This is a genomic window from Rhizobium leguminosarum (assembly GCF_002953715.1).
GTDB lineage: Bacteria > Pseudomonadota > Alphaproteobacteria > Rhizobiales > Rhizobiaceae > Rhizobium > Rhizobium leguminosarum_V.
Window position 1 is genome coordinate 4,773,685 of the sequence record NZ_CP025012.1, and the last position, 16,629, is coordinate 4,790,313.

18 protein-coding genes and 1 tRNA gene are annotated in these 16,629 nt (G+C 59.5%); 5 read left to right on the plus strand and 14 right to left on the minus strand.

The genetic code is table 11. The features are described 5' to 3' along the window. Positions 1–2: 2 nt before the first annotated feature. The 8 genes from rfbC to CUJ84_RS23620 all read right to left on the minus strand — a co-directional run bounded on the left by rfbC (position 3) and on the right by CUJ84_RS23620 (position 9,364). Positions 3–548: a dTDP-4-dehydrorhamnose 3,5-epimerase gene (gene rfbC, locus CUJ84_RS23580; RefSeq protein WP_105007933.1), complete on the minus strand. Its 546-nt coding sequence runs from the start codon at positions 546–548 to the stop codon at positions 3–5. Beyond that, entirely contained in the window at positions 545–1,780 is a 1,236-nt protein-coding gene (locus CUJ84_RS23585; protein WP_105007934.1) for a class I SAM-dependent methyltransferase, read from the minus strand. Before CUJ84_RS23585 ends, rfbC begins: the two co-directional genes overlap by 4 nt. After that, positions 1,777–2,841 carry a CDP-glucose 4,6-dehydratase gene (gene rfbG, locus CUJ84_RS23590; RefSeq protein WP_105007935.1) on the minus strand — a complete coding sequence of 355 codons (1,065 nt, stop codon included), beginning with the start codon at positions 2,839–2,841 and terminating at the stop codon, positions 1,777–1,779. Before rfbG ends, CUJ84_RS23585 begins: the two co-directional genes overlap by 4 nt. After that, positions 2,832–3,605 carry a glucose-1-phosphate cytidylyltransferase gene (rfbF, locus tag CUJ84_RS23595; RefSeq protein WP_105008291.1) on the minus strand — a complete coding sequence of 258 codons (774 nt, stop codon included), beginning with the start codon at positions 3,603–3,605 and terminating at the stop codon, positions 2,832–2,834. Before rfbF ends, rfbG begins: the two co-directional genes overlap by 10 nt. 522 nt (positions 3,606–4,127) lie before the next feature. Continuing rightward, entirely contained in the window at positions 4,128–4,412 is a 285-nt protein-coding gene (locus CUJ84_RS23600) for a poly(hydroxyalkanoate) granule-associated protein (protein WP_105007936.1), read from the minus strand. 302 nt (positions 4,413–4,714) lie between these two features. Next, positions 4,715–5,854, minus strand: coding sequence for an acyltransferase family protein (locus CUJ84_RS23605; protein WP_105007937.1), 1,140 nt, complete (start codon positions 5,852–5,854; stop codon positions 4,715–4,717). 798 nt (positions 5,855–6,652) lie between these two features. Continuing rightward, positions 6,653–8,581 (minus strand): TIR domain-containing protein, encoded by a 1,929-nt coding sequence (locus tag CUJ84_RS23615; protein WP_105007939.1) that lies wholly within the window; start codon positions 8,579–8,581, stop codon positions 6,653–6,655. 264 nt (positions 8,582–8,845) lie between these two features. Then, positions 8,846–9,364: a hypothetical protein gene (locus tag CUJ84_RS23620; protein WP_158686955.1), complete on the minus strand. Its 519-nt coding sequence runs from the start codon at positions 9,362–9,364 to the stop codon at positions 8,846–8,848. Positions 9,365–9,417: 53 nt separating this feature from the next. Here CUJ84_RS23620 and CUJ84_RS23625 point away from each other — a divergent pair, with 53 nt between their 5' ends. Next, positions 9,418–9,789, plus strand: coding sequence for a recombinase family protein (locus tag CUJ84_RS23625; protein ID WP_245457505.1), 372 nt, complete (start codon positions 9,418–9,420; stop codon positions 9,787–9,789). Positions 9,790–10,163: 374 nt separating this feature from the next. Here the strand turns inward: CUJ84_RS23625 and CUJ84_RS23630 are convergent. Further along, positions 10,164–10,250: transfer RNA gene (locus CUJ84_RS23630), tRNA-Leu, on the minus strand. A gap of 169 nt (positions 10,251–10,419) precedes the next feature. Between CUJ84_RS23630 and CUJ84_RS23635 the strand changes: the two genes are divergently transcribed. Beyond that, a complete protein-coding gene (locus tag CUJ84_RS23635) occupies positions 10,420–10,839 on the plus strand; it encodes a BA14K family protein (RefSeq protein ID WP_105007941.1) in 420 nt (139 codons plus the stop codon). Between the two features lie 9 nt (positions 10,840–10,848). On the opposite strand, the gene CUJ84_RS23640 is transcribed toward CUJ84_RS23635, so the two are convergent. After that, positions 10,849–11,142 carry a SelT/SelW/SelH family protein gene (locus CUJ84_RS23640; protein WP_003544579.1) on the minus strand — a complete coding sequence of 98 codons (294 nt, stop codon included), beginning with the start codon at positions 11,140–11,142 and terminating at the stop codon, positions 10,849–10,851. A 204-nt stretch (positions 11,143–11,346) separates the two neighbouring features. On the opposite strand from CUJ84_RS23640, the gene CUJ84_RS23645 reads away from it, so the two are divergent. From CUJ84_RS23645 to CUJ84_RS23655, 3 genes are all read left to right on the plus strand, one after another. After that, positions 11,347–12,123, plus strand: coding sequence for a type 1 glutamine amidotransferase (locus CUJ84_RS23645; protein ID WP_199788751.1), 777 nt, complete (start codon positions 11,347–11,349; stop codon positions 12,121–12,123). Positions 12,124–12,134: 11 nt separating this feature from the next. Further along, positions 12,135–12,683: a sugar O-acetyltransferase gene (locus CUJ84_RS23650; protein WP_105007943.1), complete on the plus strand. Its 549-nt coding sequence runs from the start codon at positions 12,135–12,137 to the stop codon at positions 12,681–12,683. Positions 12,684–12,874: 191 nt separating this feature from the next. After that, the gene (locus tag CUJ84_RS23655; protein ID WP_105007944.1) at positions 12,875–13,327 is read left to right on the plus strand and encodes a GFA family protein; all 453 of its coding nucleotides are present in this window, start codon (positions 12,875–12,877) and stop codon (positions 13,325–13,327) included. Positions 13,328–13,331: 4 nt separating this feature from the next. On the opposite strand, the gene CUJ84_RS23660 is transcribed toward CUJ84_RS23655, so the two are convergent. From CUJ84_RS23660 to tenA, 4 genes are all read right to left on the minus strand, one after another. Beyond that, positions 13,332–13,631, minus strand: coding sequence for a CcdB family protein (locus CUJ84_RS23660; protein WP_105007945.1), 300 nt, complete (start codon positions 13,629–13,631; stop codon positions 13,332–13,334). Between the two features lie 12 nt (positions 13,632–13,643). After that, on the minus strand, positions 13,644–13,874 hold the full coding sequence (locus CUJ84_RS23665; protein ID WP_105007946.1) for a type II toxin-antitoxin system CcdA family antitoxin: 231 nt from the start codon (positions 13,872–13,874) through the stop codon (positions 13,644–13,646). Positions 13,875–13,932: 58 nt separating this feature from the next. After that, positions 13,933–15,765, minus strand: coding sequence for a translation elongation factor 4 (gene lepA, locus CUJ84_RS23670; RefSeq protein WP_012759770.1), 1,833 nt, complete (start codon positions 15,763–15,765; stop codon positions 13,933–13,935). A 76-nt stretch (positions 15,766–15,841) separates the two neighbouring features. Beyond that, positions 15,842–16,540 carry a thiaminase II gene (tenA, locus tag CUJ84_RS23675; protein ID WP_105007947.1) on the minus strand — a complete coding sequence of 233 codons (699 nt, stop codon included), beginning with the start codon at positions 16,538–16,540 and terminating at the stop codon, positions 15,842–15,844. Positions 16,541–16,629 lie beyond the last annotated feature (89 nt).

Sequence of the window (16,629 nt, forward strand, 5' to 3'; positions counted from 1 at the left end):
AGCTATCGCTCCCTTGTCCCCTGGCCGTAGCTGTCAAGCGCGGCGTCGCGCTCGCTGATGATGCTCGGCGTGAACGGCCAGGCGATGGAAAAGGCGGGATCGTCCCAGCGGACGCCACGGGCAAGTTCCGGTACGTAGGTTTCCGACATCTGGTAAAAGAGTTCGCAATCATCCTCGAGCGTCAGGAAGCCGTGTGCGCATCCGGCCGGTATGTAGAAGGCGTTGTGACTGGTAGCATCGAGCTCGACGGAGGCCCATTTGAGATGGCTTGGCGAATCCGGCCTCAGATCGAGCGCCACGTCGAAGACCCTGCCGCGCGTGGCGCGCACCAGCTTGATCTCCGGCCGCGGCTCGGCTTGGTAATGCATGCCGCGCAGCGTCCCGCGCCTGTGGTTCTGCGAGACATTGCACTGCGGGTAGACGGGCACGAGACCTTGCGCCGCAAAGGTCTGCGCGTCGAAGGTTCGTGCGAACATTCCCCGGTCGTCGGAGCGCGCGTCGACTTCCACGACAAAGGCACCCGAAACCGCGGTCGGAAGGAATTTCATCCGAGCACCGTCAGTTCCGGCACGGCAACGGCGAAGCGTCCGCCCCAGGCGCCGACCCTGCTGTTGGCCGCAACGACCTCGTTCTTGATGTTCCAGGGCAGGATGAGCACGTAATCCGGCTGCGTCTCGTCCATCTTCTCCGGCGCATAGATCGGTAGCTTGCTGCCCGGCAAGTAGTGGCCCTGCTTGTGCGGGTTGCGATCGACGACATAGTCGATGAGGTCGGTGCCGACGCCACAGAAGTTCAAGAGCGTATTGCCCTTGGCGGCGGCGCCGTAGGCGGCGACACTCTTGCCGTTCCGCTTGGCCTCGTTGAGGAAGGCGAGCAGCCCTTCCTTGATCGGCGCCACGCGGCTTTGGAAGGCCTCGTAGGTGTCAGTCCTGTCGAAGCCGGCAGCCTTTTCGTCGGCGCGCACCTTGGCAAGGCCCGGACCCGTGCCATGGGCGGTCGATGCCGCGCGGCAGGCGAGGATACGCAGGCTGCCGCCATGGGTCGGCAGTTCCTCAATATCGAAGACCTTCAAGCCGTGGGCGGCGAAGACCTTTTCGACGGCAAGCAGCGAGAGATAATAGAAATGCTCGTGATAGACCGTGTCGAACTGGATGTTTTCCATCAGCCGCAGCAGATGCGGAAATTCGACGCTGACGACGCCGTCCGGCTTCAGCACGGCCGAAAGCCCGCCGACGAAATCGTTGATGTCAGGCACATGCGCCAGCACGTTGTTGCCGATGACAATGTCGGCGGCGAGGCCGCGGGAGACGAGATCGGCAGCGGTTTCCTTGCCGAAGAAGCGCGCTTCCGTGGGAACGCCGATCTGCCGCGCCACTTCCGCAACGTTCTCAGCCGGCTCGATGCCGAGCACGGGCACGCCCGACTCGACGAAATGCTTGAGGAGGTAGCCGTCATTGCTCGCCACCTCGATCACTTGTGATGCCTCACCGAGGCCGAAGCGCTTGCGCGCCATGATCGTAAACTGGCGGGCATGCTCCACCCAGCCGTCGCTGTAGGAGGAGAAATAGGCATAGTGACTGAAGATATCCTCCGGTGGGACAAAGGCATCGGCCTGCACCAGCCAGCATTCAGAGCAGACGAAGGCGCGCAACGGATAGGAGGGCTCCGGCTTGTTGATCTGCTCTTCGGTCAAATAGGCGTTGGCCAGCGGCGTCGAGCCGAGGTCGACGAAACGATGCTTCAGCGGGGCATCGCAAAACCGGCAATTGTGCGCTGTCATGATACTGCTTCCTCATATGCCGCGATCTGGCCGAGCGAGAAGGCGCGCATGTCTGCGCCCTCGCGGTTGGCCTTGTACCAGGCGGCAGTCCAGTCGATGGTCTGTTGCAGGCTGAGGCGCGGGCGCCAGCCGATGGTGTCGAGCGCAAGTGCCGAGCTCAGCGTCAGCGCCGGCGCTTCCGGCAGATGTTCGCCGGGTGCAAGCCGCCATACGTTGTCGACGCAATGCGCGCGGCCGAGCGCTTCGGCGAGTTCGGAAACAGTGGCGAAGCTTTCGGGATGCGGACCGAAATTCAGTGCATCCGGCAGATCTCTGCCGCGCTGCTGCGTCAGCACCTCAGCGAAGCTGAGATAACCGCCAAGCGGCTCCAGCACGTGCTGCCAGGGACGGATCGCCGCGGGATAGCGCAGCATGATCGGCTCGCCGCCTTCGAAGGCGCGGATGAAATCCGGGATCAGCCTGTCCTTGGACCAGTCGCCGCCGCCGATGACATTGCCGGCACGGACCGTGGCGAGCCGGATATCGCGTCCCTTGAAGAAGCTGTCGCGATAGCTCTGGCAGACGAGTTCCGTGCAGGCCTTGGAATTGCTGTAGGGATCCTTGCCGCCGAGCGTATCGGTCTCAACGAAGGGTATGCCGCTGCCATTGTTGGCGTAGACCTTGTCTGAGGTGATGACCAGGATGGTCTTGACGGAAGGCGTCTGCCTGACCGCATCGAGAACATTCGCCGTTCCCATGACGTTGGTCGAGAAGGTCTCAGCGGGATTCTCATAGGAGCGCCGGACCAGCGCCTGCGCCGCCATATGGATGACGATCTCCGGCTCGAAGCTTCTGAAGCGGCCAAGAAACGCTTCGGCTTCGCGGATATCGGCGATGTGATGGCCACGATCGTTCCAGGGAGCGAGCGTCTCATAGAGCGACGGTTGGGTCTCGGGTGCCAGCGACACCGCGGTGACGTCTGCGCCGAGCCGCTCCAGCCAGAGGGAAAGCCAGGAACCCTTGAAGCCGGTATGTCCGGTCAGGAAAACCCGCCGCCCGTTCCAGAAGTCCGTCAGGCCCATAGTTTCCACGGTGCCTTTCCGGAATTCCAGAGCTCTTCCAGGTGGTTGCGCTCGCGAAGCGTATCCATCGGCTGCCAGAAACCGTCATGCTTGAAAGCGGCGAGCTGGTTGTTGGCGGCAAGCCACTCCAGCGGACCACCTTCCCAGATCGTGTCGTCGCCCGGGATGAGATCCACCACCGACGGATCGAGCACGAAGAAGCCGCCATTGATGCGCTGGCCGTCGCCCCTCGGCTTCTCGATGAAGGAGGTGATGTACTGTCCCTCGATATTCGTGGCGCCGTAACGTCCGGGCGGAGTGACCGCGCACATCGTCGCCTTCAGGCCATGGCTGCGATGGAAGGCGACTTCGGCGGCAATGTCGATATCGCCGACGCCGTCGCCATAGGTCAAGCAGAAGGGTTCGCCCGGGGTAAGATGGTCGCGAATGCGCCCGAGACGGCCGCCGGTCATCGAATGCATGCCGGTATCGACCACGGTCACGCGCCAGTTCGGTCGTTTGCCGCCGTGATAGTTGATGCTGTTGGAGCCGAGGTCGACCGTGATGTCGTTGTGGTGCAGAACAAGGTTTACGAAATATTCCTTGATCATATAGCCCTTGTAGCCGGCGCAGATGATGAAATCATTGAGCCCGTGATGAGCATAGATGCTCATGATGTGCCAGAGGATCGGCATGCCGCCTATTTCGACCAGAGGCTTGGGTCGGATACTGGTTTCCTCGGCAAGGCGCGAGCCAAGGCCACCGGCAAGAATTACGACTTTCATCCCAAGCGAACTCCAGAGTGTCTCGTCAAGCTCCGGCAGACCACCCTCAGAGCCGTCCGGGCTCTCGGCAGGCGGAACGGCCGTATGTTCATCCTTGCACTGGTATCCGATTTCGTTCTTGTGCGAGGCTTGCGGGGGTGTCTGAACCGACAGTCGCGCGTTTCGCAGGCCGTGCGTTGAGCAAGGGAACAGCTTGCCGTTCGGGACATCCCGTTTGGCCGAAGGCACGTCCTTCCAGTTTTACGCGGAGCGCCAAGCGGGCGCAATTGATCCGACCAGACGCGGCCGATCCTGATAGGAAAGCGTCAGATACGCCGGCCGATTGCCGCCGGGCAAAGGCGGGCGCGTCGGCCCGAAGAAAAAAACTTCGGAATCCCGAAATTCGCCGCCTTTCGCGGGCTGTCGCCGTGGAGAAACATCCAACGATTTCAATCCCGCAACCAATTTCGGGATTCCGAAGTGCTATATAGATTATGGTGGCAGTCCCTCCGCGCCGCCAAACCCTGGCTCGATCGCTTGCGGTTAAGCCTCCAGACTAAGCTGGAGGGAAGTGTCGTCTGCCTCGACGACCTTGGGCTTACGCTTTGTTGCCGTACGGCGTGCTGGCTTGGTGGTTTTCAGTCGAGTGTCGGAGCCGAGCTCGTCTGTCTCGGTGCTGGGCAGCAGCAGGCCGGCCGCAGGCACCGCAGCGGCTACCTCAATGACCAGCTTCGGGGGCGGCATTTCAATGGCTGGCTTGGCAGCTGACACCTCGCGGGCCTTTATAGGCTCGGGGTTGCTGGCTGCGGACGTGGCGTATCGGATCATCGCAAGACTCCATTATGTTCGCTATATGTTCCCATTTTGAAGTGAGGAAGTCAATGCAGGCCAGCAATCTCCGGCGGGGGGACGATCTTGGATATACAATCCAGTTAGCGCGGTTGATTCGGCCCATGCGCCCACCCCGAGGAGATAACTGTTTCGTGAGGGGATCACGATTGGAGTTGCGGGGCCGAGCATCTATGGCAGCCTTCGACAAGGGCGCGCTGTGACGCCGTTGGCCAACTGGAATTGAGTTCGCTCGGCCGATCTAGTCCCAACTGCTCGATGGCGGCATTGGATAAGAAATCTTACGCGCTTATCGTCCTCGGTCGCGAAAGAGCCTTGCCTGCCTTTTGCCCCTGCAGCTCGATGAAGTTGTAGCCGACCCATGCCAAGGCATAGACGATCGGAACCGTAATAATCAGCGTCACCGCCCAGCGGGAGGGGTCGGTCATCGGATAATTCTGGATCAATGTGGCTATGACTGGCAGCATGACCAGAAGGTGAATCAGATAGGCGCCAAACGAAAGCTCCCCCAAGTGATGGCAGAATCTGTTGCCCAGGAACGCGCCGACTGGGCGCGCAACGCCCGCCACCACTCTGGGAAGCCTATCAACATGCACCAGTCCAAAGAACAAGGCGACGAGACAAACACGAACGGCTTGGTGGAGTACGGTCATAGCGCCACCAATCGGAATCAGGACCAATAGCGTTGCAACAACAAATGCCAGATAAGCCCGCCTGTTCGGCTTCATCCATAAGGCGCCTGCAAGCAACATTCCTGCAGCGAAAACGTGCATTTTCATCGGCAGGAATGTTGGCATCGGAAACCGCACACCAAGTCGATGAACGGCTAGTGCGGTTACGACACTCAAGATTACGATGCCGACGATGCCCTTCAGCCACCCAACCCGACCAATGATGATCATCAGGAACGGGAGAGCCACGTAAAATTGCATCTCCAACCCGATGCTCCAATCCGGCAAGGCAGTGCGATACGCGTAGTGGGGGATGAGGCCGAATATAAATGTCAGGTGCGTTAGGTAGTTGGCGATGCTGCCGTCCACATAGCGCGTTGCTGCTTGCGGTGGTTTGCCGTTGAAGGCATCAATAATCATCCGGACATCGTAGAGGTAGGGACCTAGAGCGAGGGCGACCACCAGCAGGACATAGTACAAGGGAGCGATGCGGCAGAATCGCCTCGTCCAAAAAAATCGCCAGGTATCGGGCGATTCCCACGGCTCTCTATCTCTGCGCAACTGATAGTGAAACACCATCAGGAAGCCTGATAGCATGATGAAAAGGTCTACGCCGAGATCTGGGTCGCCAATGACCGGCACCTCGAAACCTGTCAAAAGGTGTGCATGACCGATCAAGACCCAAAGGGCCGCAATGCCGCGCATTCCATCCAAGCAGCCAATTCGGCCACCGCCTACGACGTTACCCATGTATTCTCCCGCTAAACATGTAGTCTTTGTGCATACCAAGGGCTGGATATGCAAGCGCAGGCGACGCCTTCAAAAAATTTTAGTCAATCCGGTTTTGCCTTGAGGCAGCGTAATATTATTATTGCTGAGCCAAATCTTTTGCCGGGAACGGCCGAGCGGGATGCGTCGTCATTTCATCGGCGCGGCTGTTGCGGCATCCAGCTCGAACCTCATCCGGTCGTAACAAACTAGTTTGCGCGAACCATCCGCCTGGGTGGCATTGAAGAACACACTGCAAAATCGGCGACCATCGAACTCGGTCACTTCGTCGTCGCTATTCGGAAGCCGAACCCTTTGCAGTTTCGATGTCGTGCCGTCCCCACATACCATCACTTGCCGCGCGGCATCCGGCCGACACTTTGTCTCGGGTCTGTCGTGCCTACGGTAGGTGATCTGCGAGCGTTCAAAAATTATATATGAGTGATCTTCTGAGAAGACGATAGGTAGGTAACAGCCTGAAAGAAGGCTTGCGCCTAGCATGACGGCAGGAAGCGTCATGGCCGAACCCAATTGCCTTCGCATATTGCTTACTTCGTCCCAAATTAGCCATGGCCCGTGAAATCGTAGCACTATAGTGTGGGCCGGTGTAGCAGTCGAGAACGGCCACCCCTTTGAAAGGGTGAATATTCAACAATTTAAAAGGGAATAAAATGGAACGGTGCCCAAAAGAGGACTGCGCATTCTTGCCCCTTCCAGATTGATTTCTTTGCATTGTTCAAACGTAGCACAGGGGTTGTTACAGGATTTCGTTACAAGCCCCTACTTTGGGGGCTCAAGCTCTTTGGGCAGCCGGATTCTCTCCCAACTGATTGGGGTCTCGTCGAGATCGAGTTGAAAGCCACGTAGCGCTTGCCCATCCTGCGAAATGCTCAACAGCACCCGCCGCTCGGACCCGATTGATGCGAGCAAAGAATTTGGGCTGTCGCCCCCCTCACGCTTAATGACGCCCTCGAGCGCCGATCCAAACCTGTTTAAGCTTACGGTTATCTTCACCGTCTCCTTGACCGTGGTGTCACCGAGGAGGCCTCTCCGAACCACATCCTTTGCGAGCTCGATTGTGCCCAAATAGCTGCCATTGCGGCTATCTACCAGCCGGAGAGGACCATCGGATGTTAGCCAATCGCCGGCAAGATCGGGTCCCTCAAACGAAATAGCTGAATTCCCAATAGCTTTCCTGAGTTTTTGACGAGCTTGTCCGATCTTCATTGCGTTCGACAGGCTTGAAGCTTCTTCTGCCTTTGCAGCCTGAAGCGCACTTAAAGCCGTGACTACACTTTGGTCGTGATCTTCTTTGGCTATCGCTACCTCGGCCTGCTGTTTCGCTTCGGCAAAGAATCCAGCACCAATCATCACATGCGCCAGATTCCCATCGGATAGCGTCTCGCCTTTTGCGGACCCTTCTTGATAAGCCGCAACCGACATACCCTTCATCAGAAGGCGCGAATACGCTACTCCTAAGTTATTCCATGCGACTCCGCTTCGCTCAGACTGCGGGATCGCGTCATAATGCAGCATTGAGAGCTGGTTTTGATTTGCCTCGGTGTATTCATAGGCCAACCTGAACCGGGCATTTGTATCCTCCGGCTGCTTTGCGACGGCAACCTCCAAGATAGATTTGGCAATCTCACGAAAGCCAGCATACTGCGCTATGCTTTCTAATGCTCGTAGGTACGCGAGTTCGGCCTCATGGCCGCTCCTTGGGACAGCATTTAGTCCGTGTAGTAGGCTCCGCGCTCTTTCCAGCGGGTCCCCAGCACTATCGATCTTCACGGCCCGTGTGACTATCACGCTCGCTAGTGCCATTTCTTTGGCGTGGGACAGGGCCTCTAAGAGCAGGTTGCCGGCCTCCTCGCTCGGTCCATAGCGCAACAGTGCTCGCGCCAATATTTCTTTCAGGGCGGCGTTCTTCGGAAACTTTTCGCTGTTGGCCCGGATGGTTGAGATGTCTCTCGACGTGCCGTAGGCAACCTCCGCGTACTGCTTGCTCGACTCCCAGAGAGCAACGTCTTCAACCGATGTGGCGAACTTCGATTGAAAAAACTGCTCACTGACATGTGCGGCCAAAGCGTTGTTTTTAGATATCGTCGCGAACAAGTAGTTCCATCGGAAATCGTCAGCGCCCCAATCCGTTGTTGGCGGAGAATTCTCCAATTCATCGGCTGTTGATGGTTCTGCTTCTGCCGTGGCCTCTTCCCCCGTGGCTTCGGCGATCTCGACACGGGAAAGTACCCCAAGCTTCGCCATTGCCCTCTTTATTCTGCTGCACGCTGGCCCCAATGCCGCCTCTGGGCTGGTGGGTAGTAGCGAAGCATCGTAGGTTTCGGGGTAGATCCCGGCGAGGTCAGAAGGGAGGTGGAGGTCCACCCCTCGCGGAGCAATCAAAAATGTCCGCTCACGGCCAAGGCGACCTATAGCCAAGCCGAGCTCAAAGATGATGTTATCACGCACCGCTTTTAGTTCTTTGCCCCGGATCACTGTATGGTCGTCCGCTTCGGGGGCGCATACGAGCACTGCAAAATCGGACTGCTTCAACCGGCCTTCGAGTGCTATGAGCGGATATTGAGTGGGCTCGAAGGTGTCCTGTGTCCACGGAATTGGATTAACGTCGTAGTCCAAGAGTGTTTGCACCAATTCGGCGACCTGCTTCTGTTCCACAGACGAGCCAATAAAGACGTTAGGTTTCGCCATGTTATGGGTGTGCTCCGTACAGTTAGGTGCCTACAAATACGAATAGAACGAAACCATTGGCTCAACTGCAAGTGAATAAGCGCCTGATCCACAACGAGTGGGCCGCGCGGGTCCATGCTCGAAGTTGGCTCGGGAACCCCCATTTTAAACAGGGGTCACATATCGCAGAGGTAATCACGTAGGAGCGGCGGCGCGGTTTGCCCCCGTGCCCCTGCAAGGGGTTCCATATGCCAGCATGATGCGGTCCCATTGGTCGTGGCTCGGCTACGGCAGAACAAGGGCATCGTATGTATCCATCAGCAGCGCGGTAGCGTGATGGAAGTTGTCATGTTGATCGTGCAGATCGTACAGCCACTTGTTTCCGTGGAAGAGATTGTTGCGGTATCGATAAACAATGATCAAGCTGGCCTTGAGTGTGTCGGCATCGCTCGGTAGAGGCGCAGCCAAGGTGTGCGCCACAAAGTCTGCGTCAGGCCCTGGTTGAAACCTTAGCATCGGAAAGTGGGCGCTTGGCTGACCATCTGGATAGTAGCGGGCTTGAAAGTACTGAAAGCGACCCCTGAGGTTGTGCACGCTTTCAATCCCGACGTGGCCGTTATCTACCAAGTGCCTGATGCAGGAGATGTTAAATGTACCCTCGCGCCCCATGCTCTCCATCGCACGCAACTCAAATAGACCCCATACAAGGCTGAAATCTGCAGCAGCACGACGCTCGGCTGGCGAGAGCTCGCCGTAACCGGGTTGTCTGATCGCAAGCCACTTTCTTGGACGAATTTGCCCCACCTCCGTGCTCTCTACAGCCTAAAGAGGTTGTTGCCAAAAGAGAAGCGGATGGCGTGGCTAGTGACCTCCTCAACATCGTCAACGAACTGAAGGCCAAGGACGTGGAGCTCCTTGTACTTGATCAGAGCATAGACACCAGCTCACCCGCAGGCCGCGCCATGTTGCAGATGCTTGCTGTGTTCGCTGAGTTTGAGACGGCCATCCGGGCAGAGCGCCAGGTGGATGGCATAGCGAAGGCCAAGGAGAACGGCACCAAGTTTGGCAGGAAGCCGCAAGCTACGGACGATGTGGTCTCCGATATCTGCCGCATGCGAGCAGAGGGGCTTCTCATCAAGGACATCATGAAGGCCACCGGGCTCAGTAAAGCCACCGCCTACAGGGCATTGGGCGGGGTGGAAGGTGAGCAGCAGGGCGCGCTTGCGTAGCCCACCGGCCGCTCAAAAGCATTACGCAGGGCCTCAACGTACTGCTCTACGCAAGACAACGCCTCAGCCTGTCGGACCTTCACCTCAGCCGGGTTGGCCGTGTGGAGCGAAAATCGTATGCTTTGCGTGCTGGGCGTGACCTTGAAGTCTACCGTGCCATTGGCAAGGGGAATGACCAAGCTGTGGCTTACCAAGCGTTTCCATAGATCGGCGGGAATACGCTTCACGAAGTGAGGATTTGGAGAGCCCTTAGGAGCCATTGGGCGGACAAGCGCTCAAGCGCATCGTGGCTGGCCCTTGCTACAAGGCCCCAAATGCACAACTCTAGTTGAAAAGGCTTAACTCCTTGATCTTGGTAGCGATCAAGAATGGAATGGTGCCCAGAAGAGGACTCGAACCTCCACACCCTTTCGGGTACCAGCACCTGAAGCTGGCGCGTCTACCAATTCCGCCATCTGGGCGACGGAGAGCGATGTAAGGGGGTGGCTCCTGACTGTCAACTGGGTTTTTGAAGTTTTTCTGACAGTTAGTGAAAAAGCAGCCGATCACATGGGCGGGAGCGCCGGAGGGCGGGCATAGCGCTCCGGCTGGTGCGCCCTATATAAGGGAAATACCCGAAAGGAATGCCTCATGCTTGCTCCCCGCACGCTTCTGCTCGCCGGCCTTCTCGCCATTCTCGCGCCCGCAATCGCCGGGGCTGATTCGCTGAAGCTGGGCAAGCCGGGGGTCGGGCCGCTCAATACGGGATCGACGCTCTGCGATTTTCGCGGCTGCTTCGGGTTCGGGCCGCAGCAATGGCATCGTCCCGCCTATGTCCAGCCGAACTACCGTCCGCGCGGCGCGGGGCCGACCTATTACCGGCCGGGCGCTGCCGGGCCGCCGCAGCTGACCTATGATCCGCCGCCGGTGCAAAGGGTGCAGCCGAAGGCGCGCGACATGAACAGCCATGCCGCCTGGTGCAGCAACGAGTACCGATCCTACAATCCGAGGACGGATCGTTTCCTCACCTATGAGGGCATCTACAAGACCTGCCGCTCGCCCTACCGCTGACTGTCGTGATCAGCTTTCGAGCGAGGCGCGGTCGACGTGGCCGAGATCGCGGCCGGGCTCGACGATGTCGCGGACCCGCTGCTTCAGCTCCTTCGGCCCGGGAAAGCCGCCGTCGCGCTTGCGCTCCCAGATGAGGTCGCCATTGACGCGGATCTCGAAATTGCCGCCGGTGGCGGGGATCAGCGCCACTTCGCCGAGACTGTCGGAAAAGGTATGCAGTAGTTCCTGCGCCATCCAGCTGGCGCGCAGCAGCCAGTTGCACTGGGTGCAGTAGAGGATCGTGACGCGGGCTTTTTCGGTCATGGCGATGTCCTTTCGTTTGTTGAGATTTAAGCCCTGTAGCGCGTGCGCGCAATCGCCCTCGCTAGAGCATGATGCCGAAAAGTGTGAGCGGTTTTCGGGCGACATCATGCTCTAACTATTTAAATAAGAACAGGATTCAGATTTTGGGCCGAACCGGCCTAAAGCCTGAATCCTGTTCTGGCGTCTTGCGCGCCGCTCTCCGCCATGGTCTCTTCCGCTGGTCGGCCATACCAGGAAGAGCCCATGCGCGTCGCAGTCATCGAAAATATGCGGAATACCGGCCTCGGTGCGCTTGCCGCAGCCCTCGGCGAAGCGGGCGCGGAGATTGAGTGGTTCCGGGTGTGGCAGGATGGCGTCCTGCCGAAAGATATATCCGGCCATGACGCGCTGGTCGTTCTCGGCGGCGAGCAGAGCGCGCTGGATGACGAAACCCACCCCTACCTGCCGGAGCTCGCCCGGCTCACGCGCCGCTTTGGCGATGCCGGCAAGGCGGTGCTCGGCATCTGCCTCGGCAGCCAGATCCTCGCCCGCGCTTATGGCGCCGACAATCACTTGGGAATCGCCCGCGAATTCGGCTGGCACGGGATCGGCGTCACCGCCGAGGGCCGGGCCGATCCGCTGCTGTCGGCGCTTGGCGGCGAATTCACCATCTTCGAATGGCATGCTGACACGTTTTCCCTGCCTGAGGGCGCGGTGCATCTCGCCTCGAGCCCCGTTGCCGAGAACCAGGCCTTCCGCATCGGCCGCGCCGTCTATGGCACCCAGTTCCATTTTGAGGCCAATTCGGACGTCGTCGCGCAATGGAAGGCCGAATTCCCCGATACGATTGCGCGCATCGCGCCGGGCTGGCTGGAAAACCATGCCGAACTGGCGGCAAGACATGGCGGAGCCGCCGATGCCGCGGGCCTTGCCATCGCGCGCGCCTGGGTTAGCCTGATCGAACGGGAAGGGGTCGAAATGCTGTCGCAGGCCTCGGCGTAAGGGGCGATGCGATGCCGGCGAGCGAACGCGACAAGATGGCGGCAGGCGAATGGTATTGCTGCCTCGATGACGAGCTCGATCTCTTGCGCCGGCAGGCGCGCTTAGCCGTCCATGCGCACAATACGCTGTCGCCGGATGAGCGCGGGGCGATGGCGCCTGCCCTGAGGGCACTCTTTGCGCAGGCAGCACCCACTGTCTTCATCGAAGCGCCGTTTCACTGCTCTTACGGCATCAACATCACTCTCGGCGAACGCGTCTATTTCAATGCCGGCTGCACCATTCTCGATTCCGGCCGGGTAACCATTGGTGATCGCACTATGTTCGGCCCCGGCGTGCAGATCTATTGCGCCGAGCATCACAAGGAGCCGGCACTTCGCAGCACGGGCATGGAGATCGCCCGGCCGGTCACCATCGGCAATGACGTCTGGATCGGCGGCAGCGCCGTCATCCTCGGCGGCGTCACCATCGGCGACGGTGCGATCGTCGGCGCCGGTGCGGTGGTGACCAGGGATGTGCCGGCCGGCGCAACCGTGGTCGGCAACCCGGCCCGCATGCGCTAGAGCAATTCCAGCAAAAGTTCGTAGCGGTTTTGCGTCCGGAATTGCGTGAAAACAAAGAGATAGAGCATTTCCGGGATTCGGAGAAAAACGGAAATGCTCTAACGCCAGCAAGGCCGCCTTTCCGCGATGATCGTGCCATCTCGACAGCAGCGATCATTCCGCTAGATGAGAGGGCAAAACGGGAGGGAAGCATGAGCGAACTGAATTTACCCATGGAAGGCGGCTGCCGTTGCGGCCGGGTGCGATTGAAGATCAGCGCCCCGCCGCTGCTCACCATGGCCTGCCATTGCACGGGGTGCCAGAAGATGACATCAAGCGCCTATTCGCTGAGTGCGGCCATCCCCAGCGAAGGCTTCAAGGTGACGCAAGGCGAGCCGGTGATCGGCGGCCTGCATGGCGTCACGAGGCATTATTTCTGTCCGCATTGCATGAGCTGGATGTTCACCCGGCCGGAAGGCATGGACTGGTTCGTCAATCTGCGCGCGACCATGCTCGACGATCCGAGCTGGTTCACGCCCTTCATCGAGACATGGACGAGCGAGAAACTGTCATTTGCCGAGACCGGGGCGGTATACAGCTACGCGGCGCTGCCTGAGATGGACGCCTATGAAGGGCTGGTGAAGGAGTATATGGGCAGGGGATGAGGGCTCAGAAGCCCTGGAAGAGAAAATCCATGGCGCCGATGATGGCATCGCTTTTGCCCGATAGATCTCCGACCGCTTTTCCTATTTCCGTGGTCGGGACCGATGCCATGCGCTGGGTGGCCATGACATAGGTTTCACCCTCGATGGTAAAGCGTGGATTCAATCGCGAGATTGACCAACTCAGTTCTTGCAGCGGATGCAGCGGAACCATGACGCGCGTAGGCAGATCGTCAAGCAGATTGGCTTGAAGATCGATGGCCAGAAGATTTCCGCTTTTAAGGCGATAAACGTGAAAGCGTGCCACTAGCTGACCGCTCTAAAACTGACGGTATTTCGCGAACGGCAAGCCGTGCTTTTCGACATATTCGTTTTCCAGCCGGATAGCCTCGGCATTCTCGATACGCCATAGCCGCTCGCGCTCGGCCTTTATGGCCTGCGCTATACCATCTTCCGCCGCTCGGGATATGTTGATCTTGAGCTCGCGCGCCTGGGAAACGAGACCTTCATCAAGAGACAGGTTCGCTGCTTTTCGTGGCCGCTGAGCCATAACGATCTCCCCAATCTTATGCGCAGATGATATGCGCATAAGATGTGCTTGAGAAGCGTTATTCGTCGCCCATCTTCAGCGCTGCGATGAAGGCTTCCTGCGGGATCTCCACCTTGCCGAACTGGCGCATGCGCTTCTTGCCGGCCTTCTGCTTGTCGAGCAGCTTGCGCTTGCGGGTGGCGTCGCCGCCGTAGCATTTCGCGGTCACGTCCTTGCGCAGCGCCGAGATCGTCTCGCGGGCAATGACGTTGCCGCCGATCGCCGCCTGGATCGGGATCTTGAACATGTGCTTCGGGATCAGCTCCTTGAGCTTTTCGCACATGTCGCGGCCGCGCTTTTCGGCGGCCGTCCGGTGCACCATCATCGACAGCGCGTCGACCGGCTCGCCGTTGACGAGGATCGACATCTTCACGAGGTTGCCCTCGCGGTGGTCGGTGAGCGTATAGTCGAAGGAGGCGTAGCCCTTCGAGATCGACTTCAGCCGGTCGTAGAAATCGAACACGACTTCGTTGAGCGGTAGGTCGTAGGTCAGCATCGCGCGCGTGCCGACATAGGTGAGTTCGATCTGGATGCCGCGCCGGTCCTGGCAGAGCTTCAGGATACTGCCGAGATAATCGTCGGGCGTCAGGATCGTCGCGCGGATCCACGGTTCGTGGATTTCCGAGATCTTGACGACATCTGGCATGTCGGCCGGGTTGTGCAGCTCGCGCTCCGTGCCGTCGGTCATAAACATCTTGTAGACGACCGAGGGTGCGGTAGCGATCAGGTCGAGGTCGAACTCGCGCTCCAGCCGTTCCTGGATGATTTCGAGATGCAGCAGGCCGAGGAAGCCGCAACGGAAGCCGAAGCCGAGTGCCGCCGACGATTCCATTTCGAAGGAGAAGGAGGCGTCGTTGAGGCGAAGCTTGCCCATGGCGGCGCGCAGATCCTCGAAATCGGCGGCATCGACCGGGAAGAGACCGCAGAACACCACCGGCTGCGCCGGCTTGAAGCCCGGCAGCGCCTGGGCCGTCGGCCGCTTGTCCTCGGTGATCGTGTCGCCGACGCGGGTATCGGCCACTTCCTTGATCGAGGCGGTGATGAAGCCGATCTCGCCCGGGCCGAGGCGGTCGATATTGACCATCTTCGGCGTCAGCACGCCGACGCGCTCCACCTGGTATTTCGCATCGGTGCCCATCATCCGCACCGTCTGGCCCTTGGTCAGCACGCCGTCGATGACGCGGACCAGAACCATGACGCCGAGATAGGCGTCGTACCAGCTGTCGACGAGCAGCGCCTTCAGCGGCGCCTTTTCGCCGCCGGGGCTCTTCGGCGCCGGTAGCCTGTGGACGATCGCTTCCAGCACATCGGGAATGCCGAGGCCGGTCTTTGCCGAAATCAGCACCGCCTCCGAAGCGTCGATGCCGATCACTTCCTCGATCTGTTCCTTGATGCGGTCGGGTTCGGCGGCCGGCAGGTCGATCTTGTTGAGGACGGTGACGATCTCGTGGTTGTTGTCGATCGCCTGGTAGACGTTGGCGAGCGTCTGCGCCTCGACGCCCTGGCTGGCGTCGACGACAAGCAGCGAACCCTCGCAGGCCGACAGCGACCGCGAGACTTCATAGGCGAAGTCGACGTGGCCGGGCGTGTCGATCAGGTTGAGAATGTATTTCTCGCCGTTGTTCGCCTGGTAATGCAGGCGCACGGTCTGCGCCTTGATGGTGATGCCGCGCTCGCGCTCGATATCCATATTGTCGAGCACCTGCTCGGACATTTCGCGCTCGGCAAGGCCGCCCGTCGTCTGGATCAGGCGGTCGGCCAGCGTCGATTTGCCGTGGTCGATATGGGCCACGATCGAAAAGTTGCGGATATGGGACAGCGGAGTGGTGGAATTGGTGCTCATGCGCGCCATATAGCAGCGCCGCCCCCTGCCGCAAAGCGGTAATTATCCCGCTGTTTACGCTATTTCGTCCTGTGTCGGGCGCGTATCAGACCGGCCACGTCTCCAGCCGCCAGGCCGAATCCCAGAACATCCATTCATATTGCGAGGCGCGCACGAAGACATCGGTCATCTGCGCCCGCTCCACCGGCGATGCGGCGCGGGCGGCGATGTCGGTCAGCGCGATCACTTCGCGGGCACCGGCGGCAAATTGCGGATCGCCATAGGTGTTGATCCAGGCCTGGAAGGCATTGCCCTCGATAACAGGCCGGTTCTTGATCGCTTCGCCGACGTGCCAGTAGATCCAGAAGCAGGGGAGGATGGAGGACAGCGCCACCGCGTAGGAGCTGTGATAGGCGGTGGCAAGCAGGAAGTTGGTATAGGCAAAGCCGGCGGGCGAGGGCTCGGCTGACGTGACGTCCGCAGACGTGATGCCGAACTGGGTGAGGAAGCCGGCATGCAGGCCCTGCTCGACGGTGATTGCCTTCTGCGCCGAACCGAGGAAACGCAGGACCTTCGCATTGTCGGGCGCCTTGGCCGCGACGATCGCAAGGCATCGCGCATAATGCTTGAGGTAGAGCGCATCCTGCAGGATGTAGTGCCGGAAAACCTCCGGCGGCAGCGTGCCGTCCGAAAGCCGCTGCAGCAGCGGCAACGCCTCGATTTCAGCCATGATCGGAGCGATCCTGTCCCAGGCGGCAGCCGTGAAGCTTCCCGTCGTTTCCGTGCTCTGCGTGCTGGCGTCCATCACTCTCTCCTCGGATTACGCCGCCATATATGGACGGCGCAGCGGCGAAAGCAAGGCACGTTTGGCCGCTTTTCGTCGGCACTTGATTC

Excerpts from the sequence above, each read along its gene's own strand:
- CUJ84_RS23655 (WP_105007944.1), top strand. The coding sequence starts at position 12,875 with ATGAGCGAACTGAATTTACCCATGGAAGGCGGCTGCCGTTGCGGCCGG.
- tenA (WP_105007947.1), bottom strand. The coding sequence starts at position 16,540 with ATGGACGCCAGCACGCAGAGCACGGAAACGACGGGAAGCTTCACGGCT.
- CUJ84_RS23615 (WP_105007939.1), bottom strand. The coding sequence starts at position 8,581 with ATGGCGAAACCTAACGTCTTTATTGGCTCGTCTGTGGAACAGAAGCAG.
- CUJ84_RS23645 (WP_199788751.1), top strand. The coding sequence starts at position 11,347 with ATGGTCTCTTCCGCTGGTCGGCCATACCAGGAAGAGCCCATGCGCGTC.
- CUJ84_RS23665 (WP_105007946.1), bottom strand. The coding sequence starts at position 13,874 with ATGGCTCAGCGGCCACGAAAAGCAGCGAACCTGTCTCTTGATGAAGGT.
- rfbG (WP_105007935.1), bottom strand. The coding sequence starts at position 2,841 with ATGGGCCTGACGGACTTCTGGAACGGGCGGCGGGTTTTCCTGACCGGA.
- rfbC (WP_105007933.1), bottom strand. The coding sequence starts at position 548 with ATGAAATTCCTTCCGACCGCGGTTTCGGGTGCCTTTGTCGTGGAAGTC.
- rfbF (WP_105008291.1), bottom strand. The coding sequence starts at position 3,605 with ATGAAAGTCGTAATTCTTGCCGGTGGCCTTGGCTCGCGCCTTGCCGAG.
- CUJ84_RS23605 (WP_105007937.1), bottom strand. The coding sequence starts at position 5,854 with ATGGGTAACGTCGTAGGCGGTGGCCGAATTGGCTGCTTGGATGGAATG.
- lepA (WP_012759770.1), bottom strand. The coding sequence starts at position 15,765 with ATGGCGCGCATGAGCACCAATTCCACCACTCCGCTGTCCCATATCCGC.
- CUJ84_RS23585 (WP_105007934.1), bottom strand. The coding sequence starts at position 1,780 with ATGACAGCGCACAATTGCCGGTTTTGCGATGCCCCGCTGAAGCATCGT.
- CUJ84_RS23600 (WP_105007936.1), bottom strand. The coding sequence starts at position 4,412 with ATGATCCGATACGCCACGTCCGCAGCCAGCAACCCCGAGCCTATAAAG.
- CUJ84_RS23635 (WP_105007941.1), top strand. The coding sequence starts at position 10,420 with ATGCTTGCTCCCCGCACGCTTCTGCTCGCCGGCCTTCTCGCCATTCTC.
- CUJ84_RS23650 (WP_105007943.1), top strand. The coding sequence starts at position 12,135 with ATGCCGGCGAGCGAACGCGACAAGATGGCGGCAGGCGAATGGTATTGC.
- CUJ84_RS23640 (WP_003544579.1), bottom strand. The coding sequence starts at position 11,142 with ATGACCGAAAAAGCCCGCGTCACGATCCTCTACTGCACCCAGTGCAAC.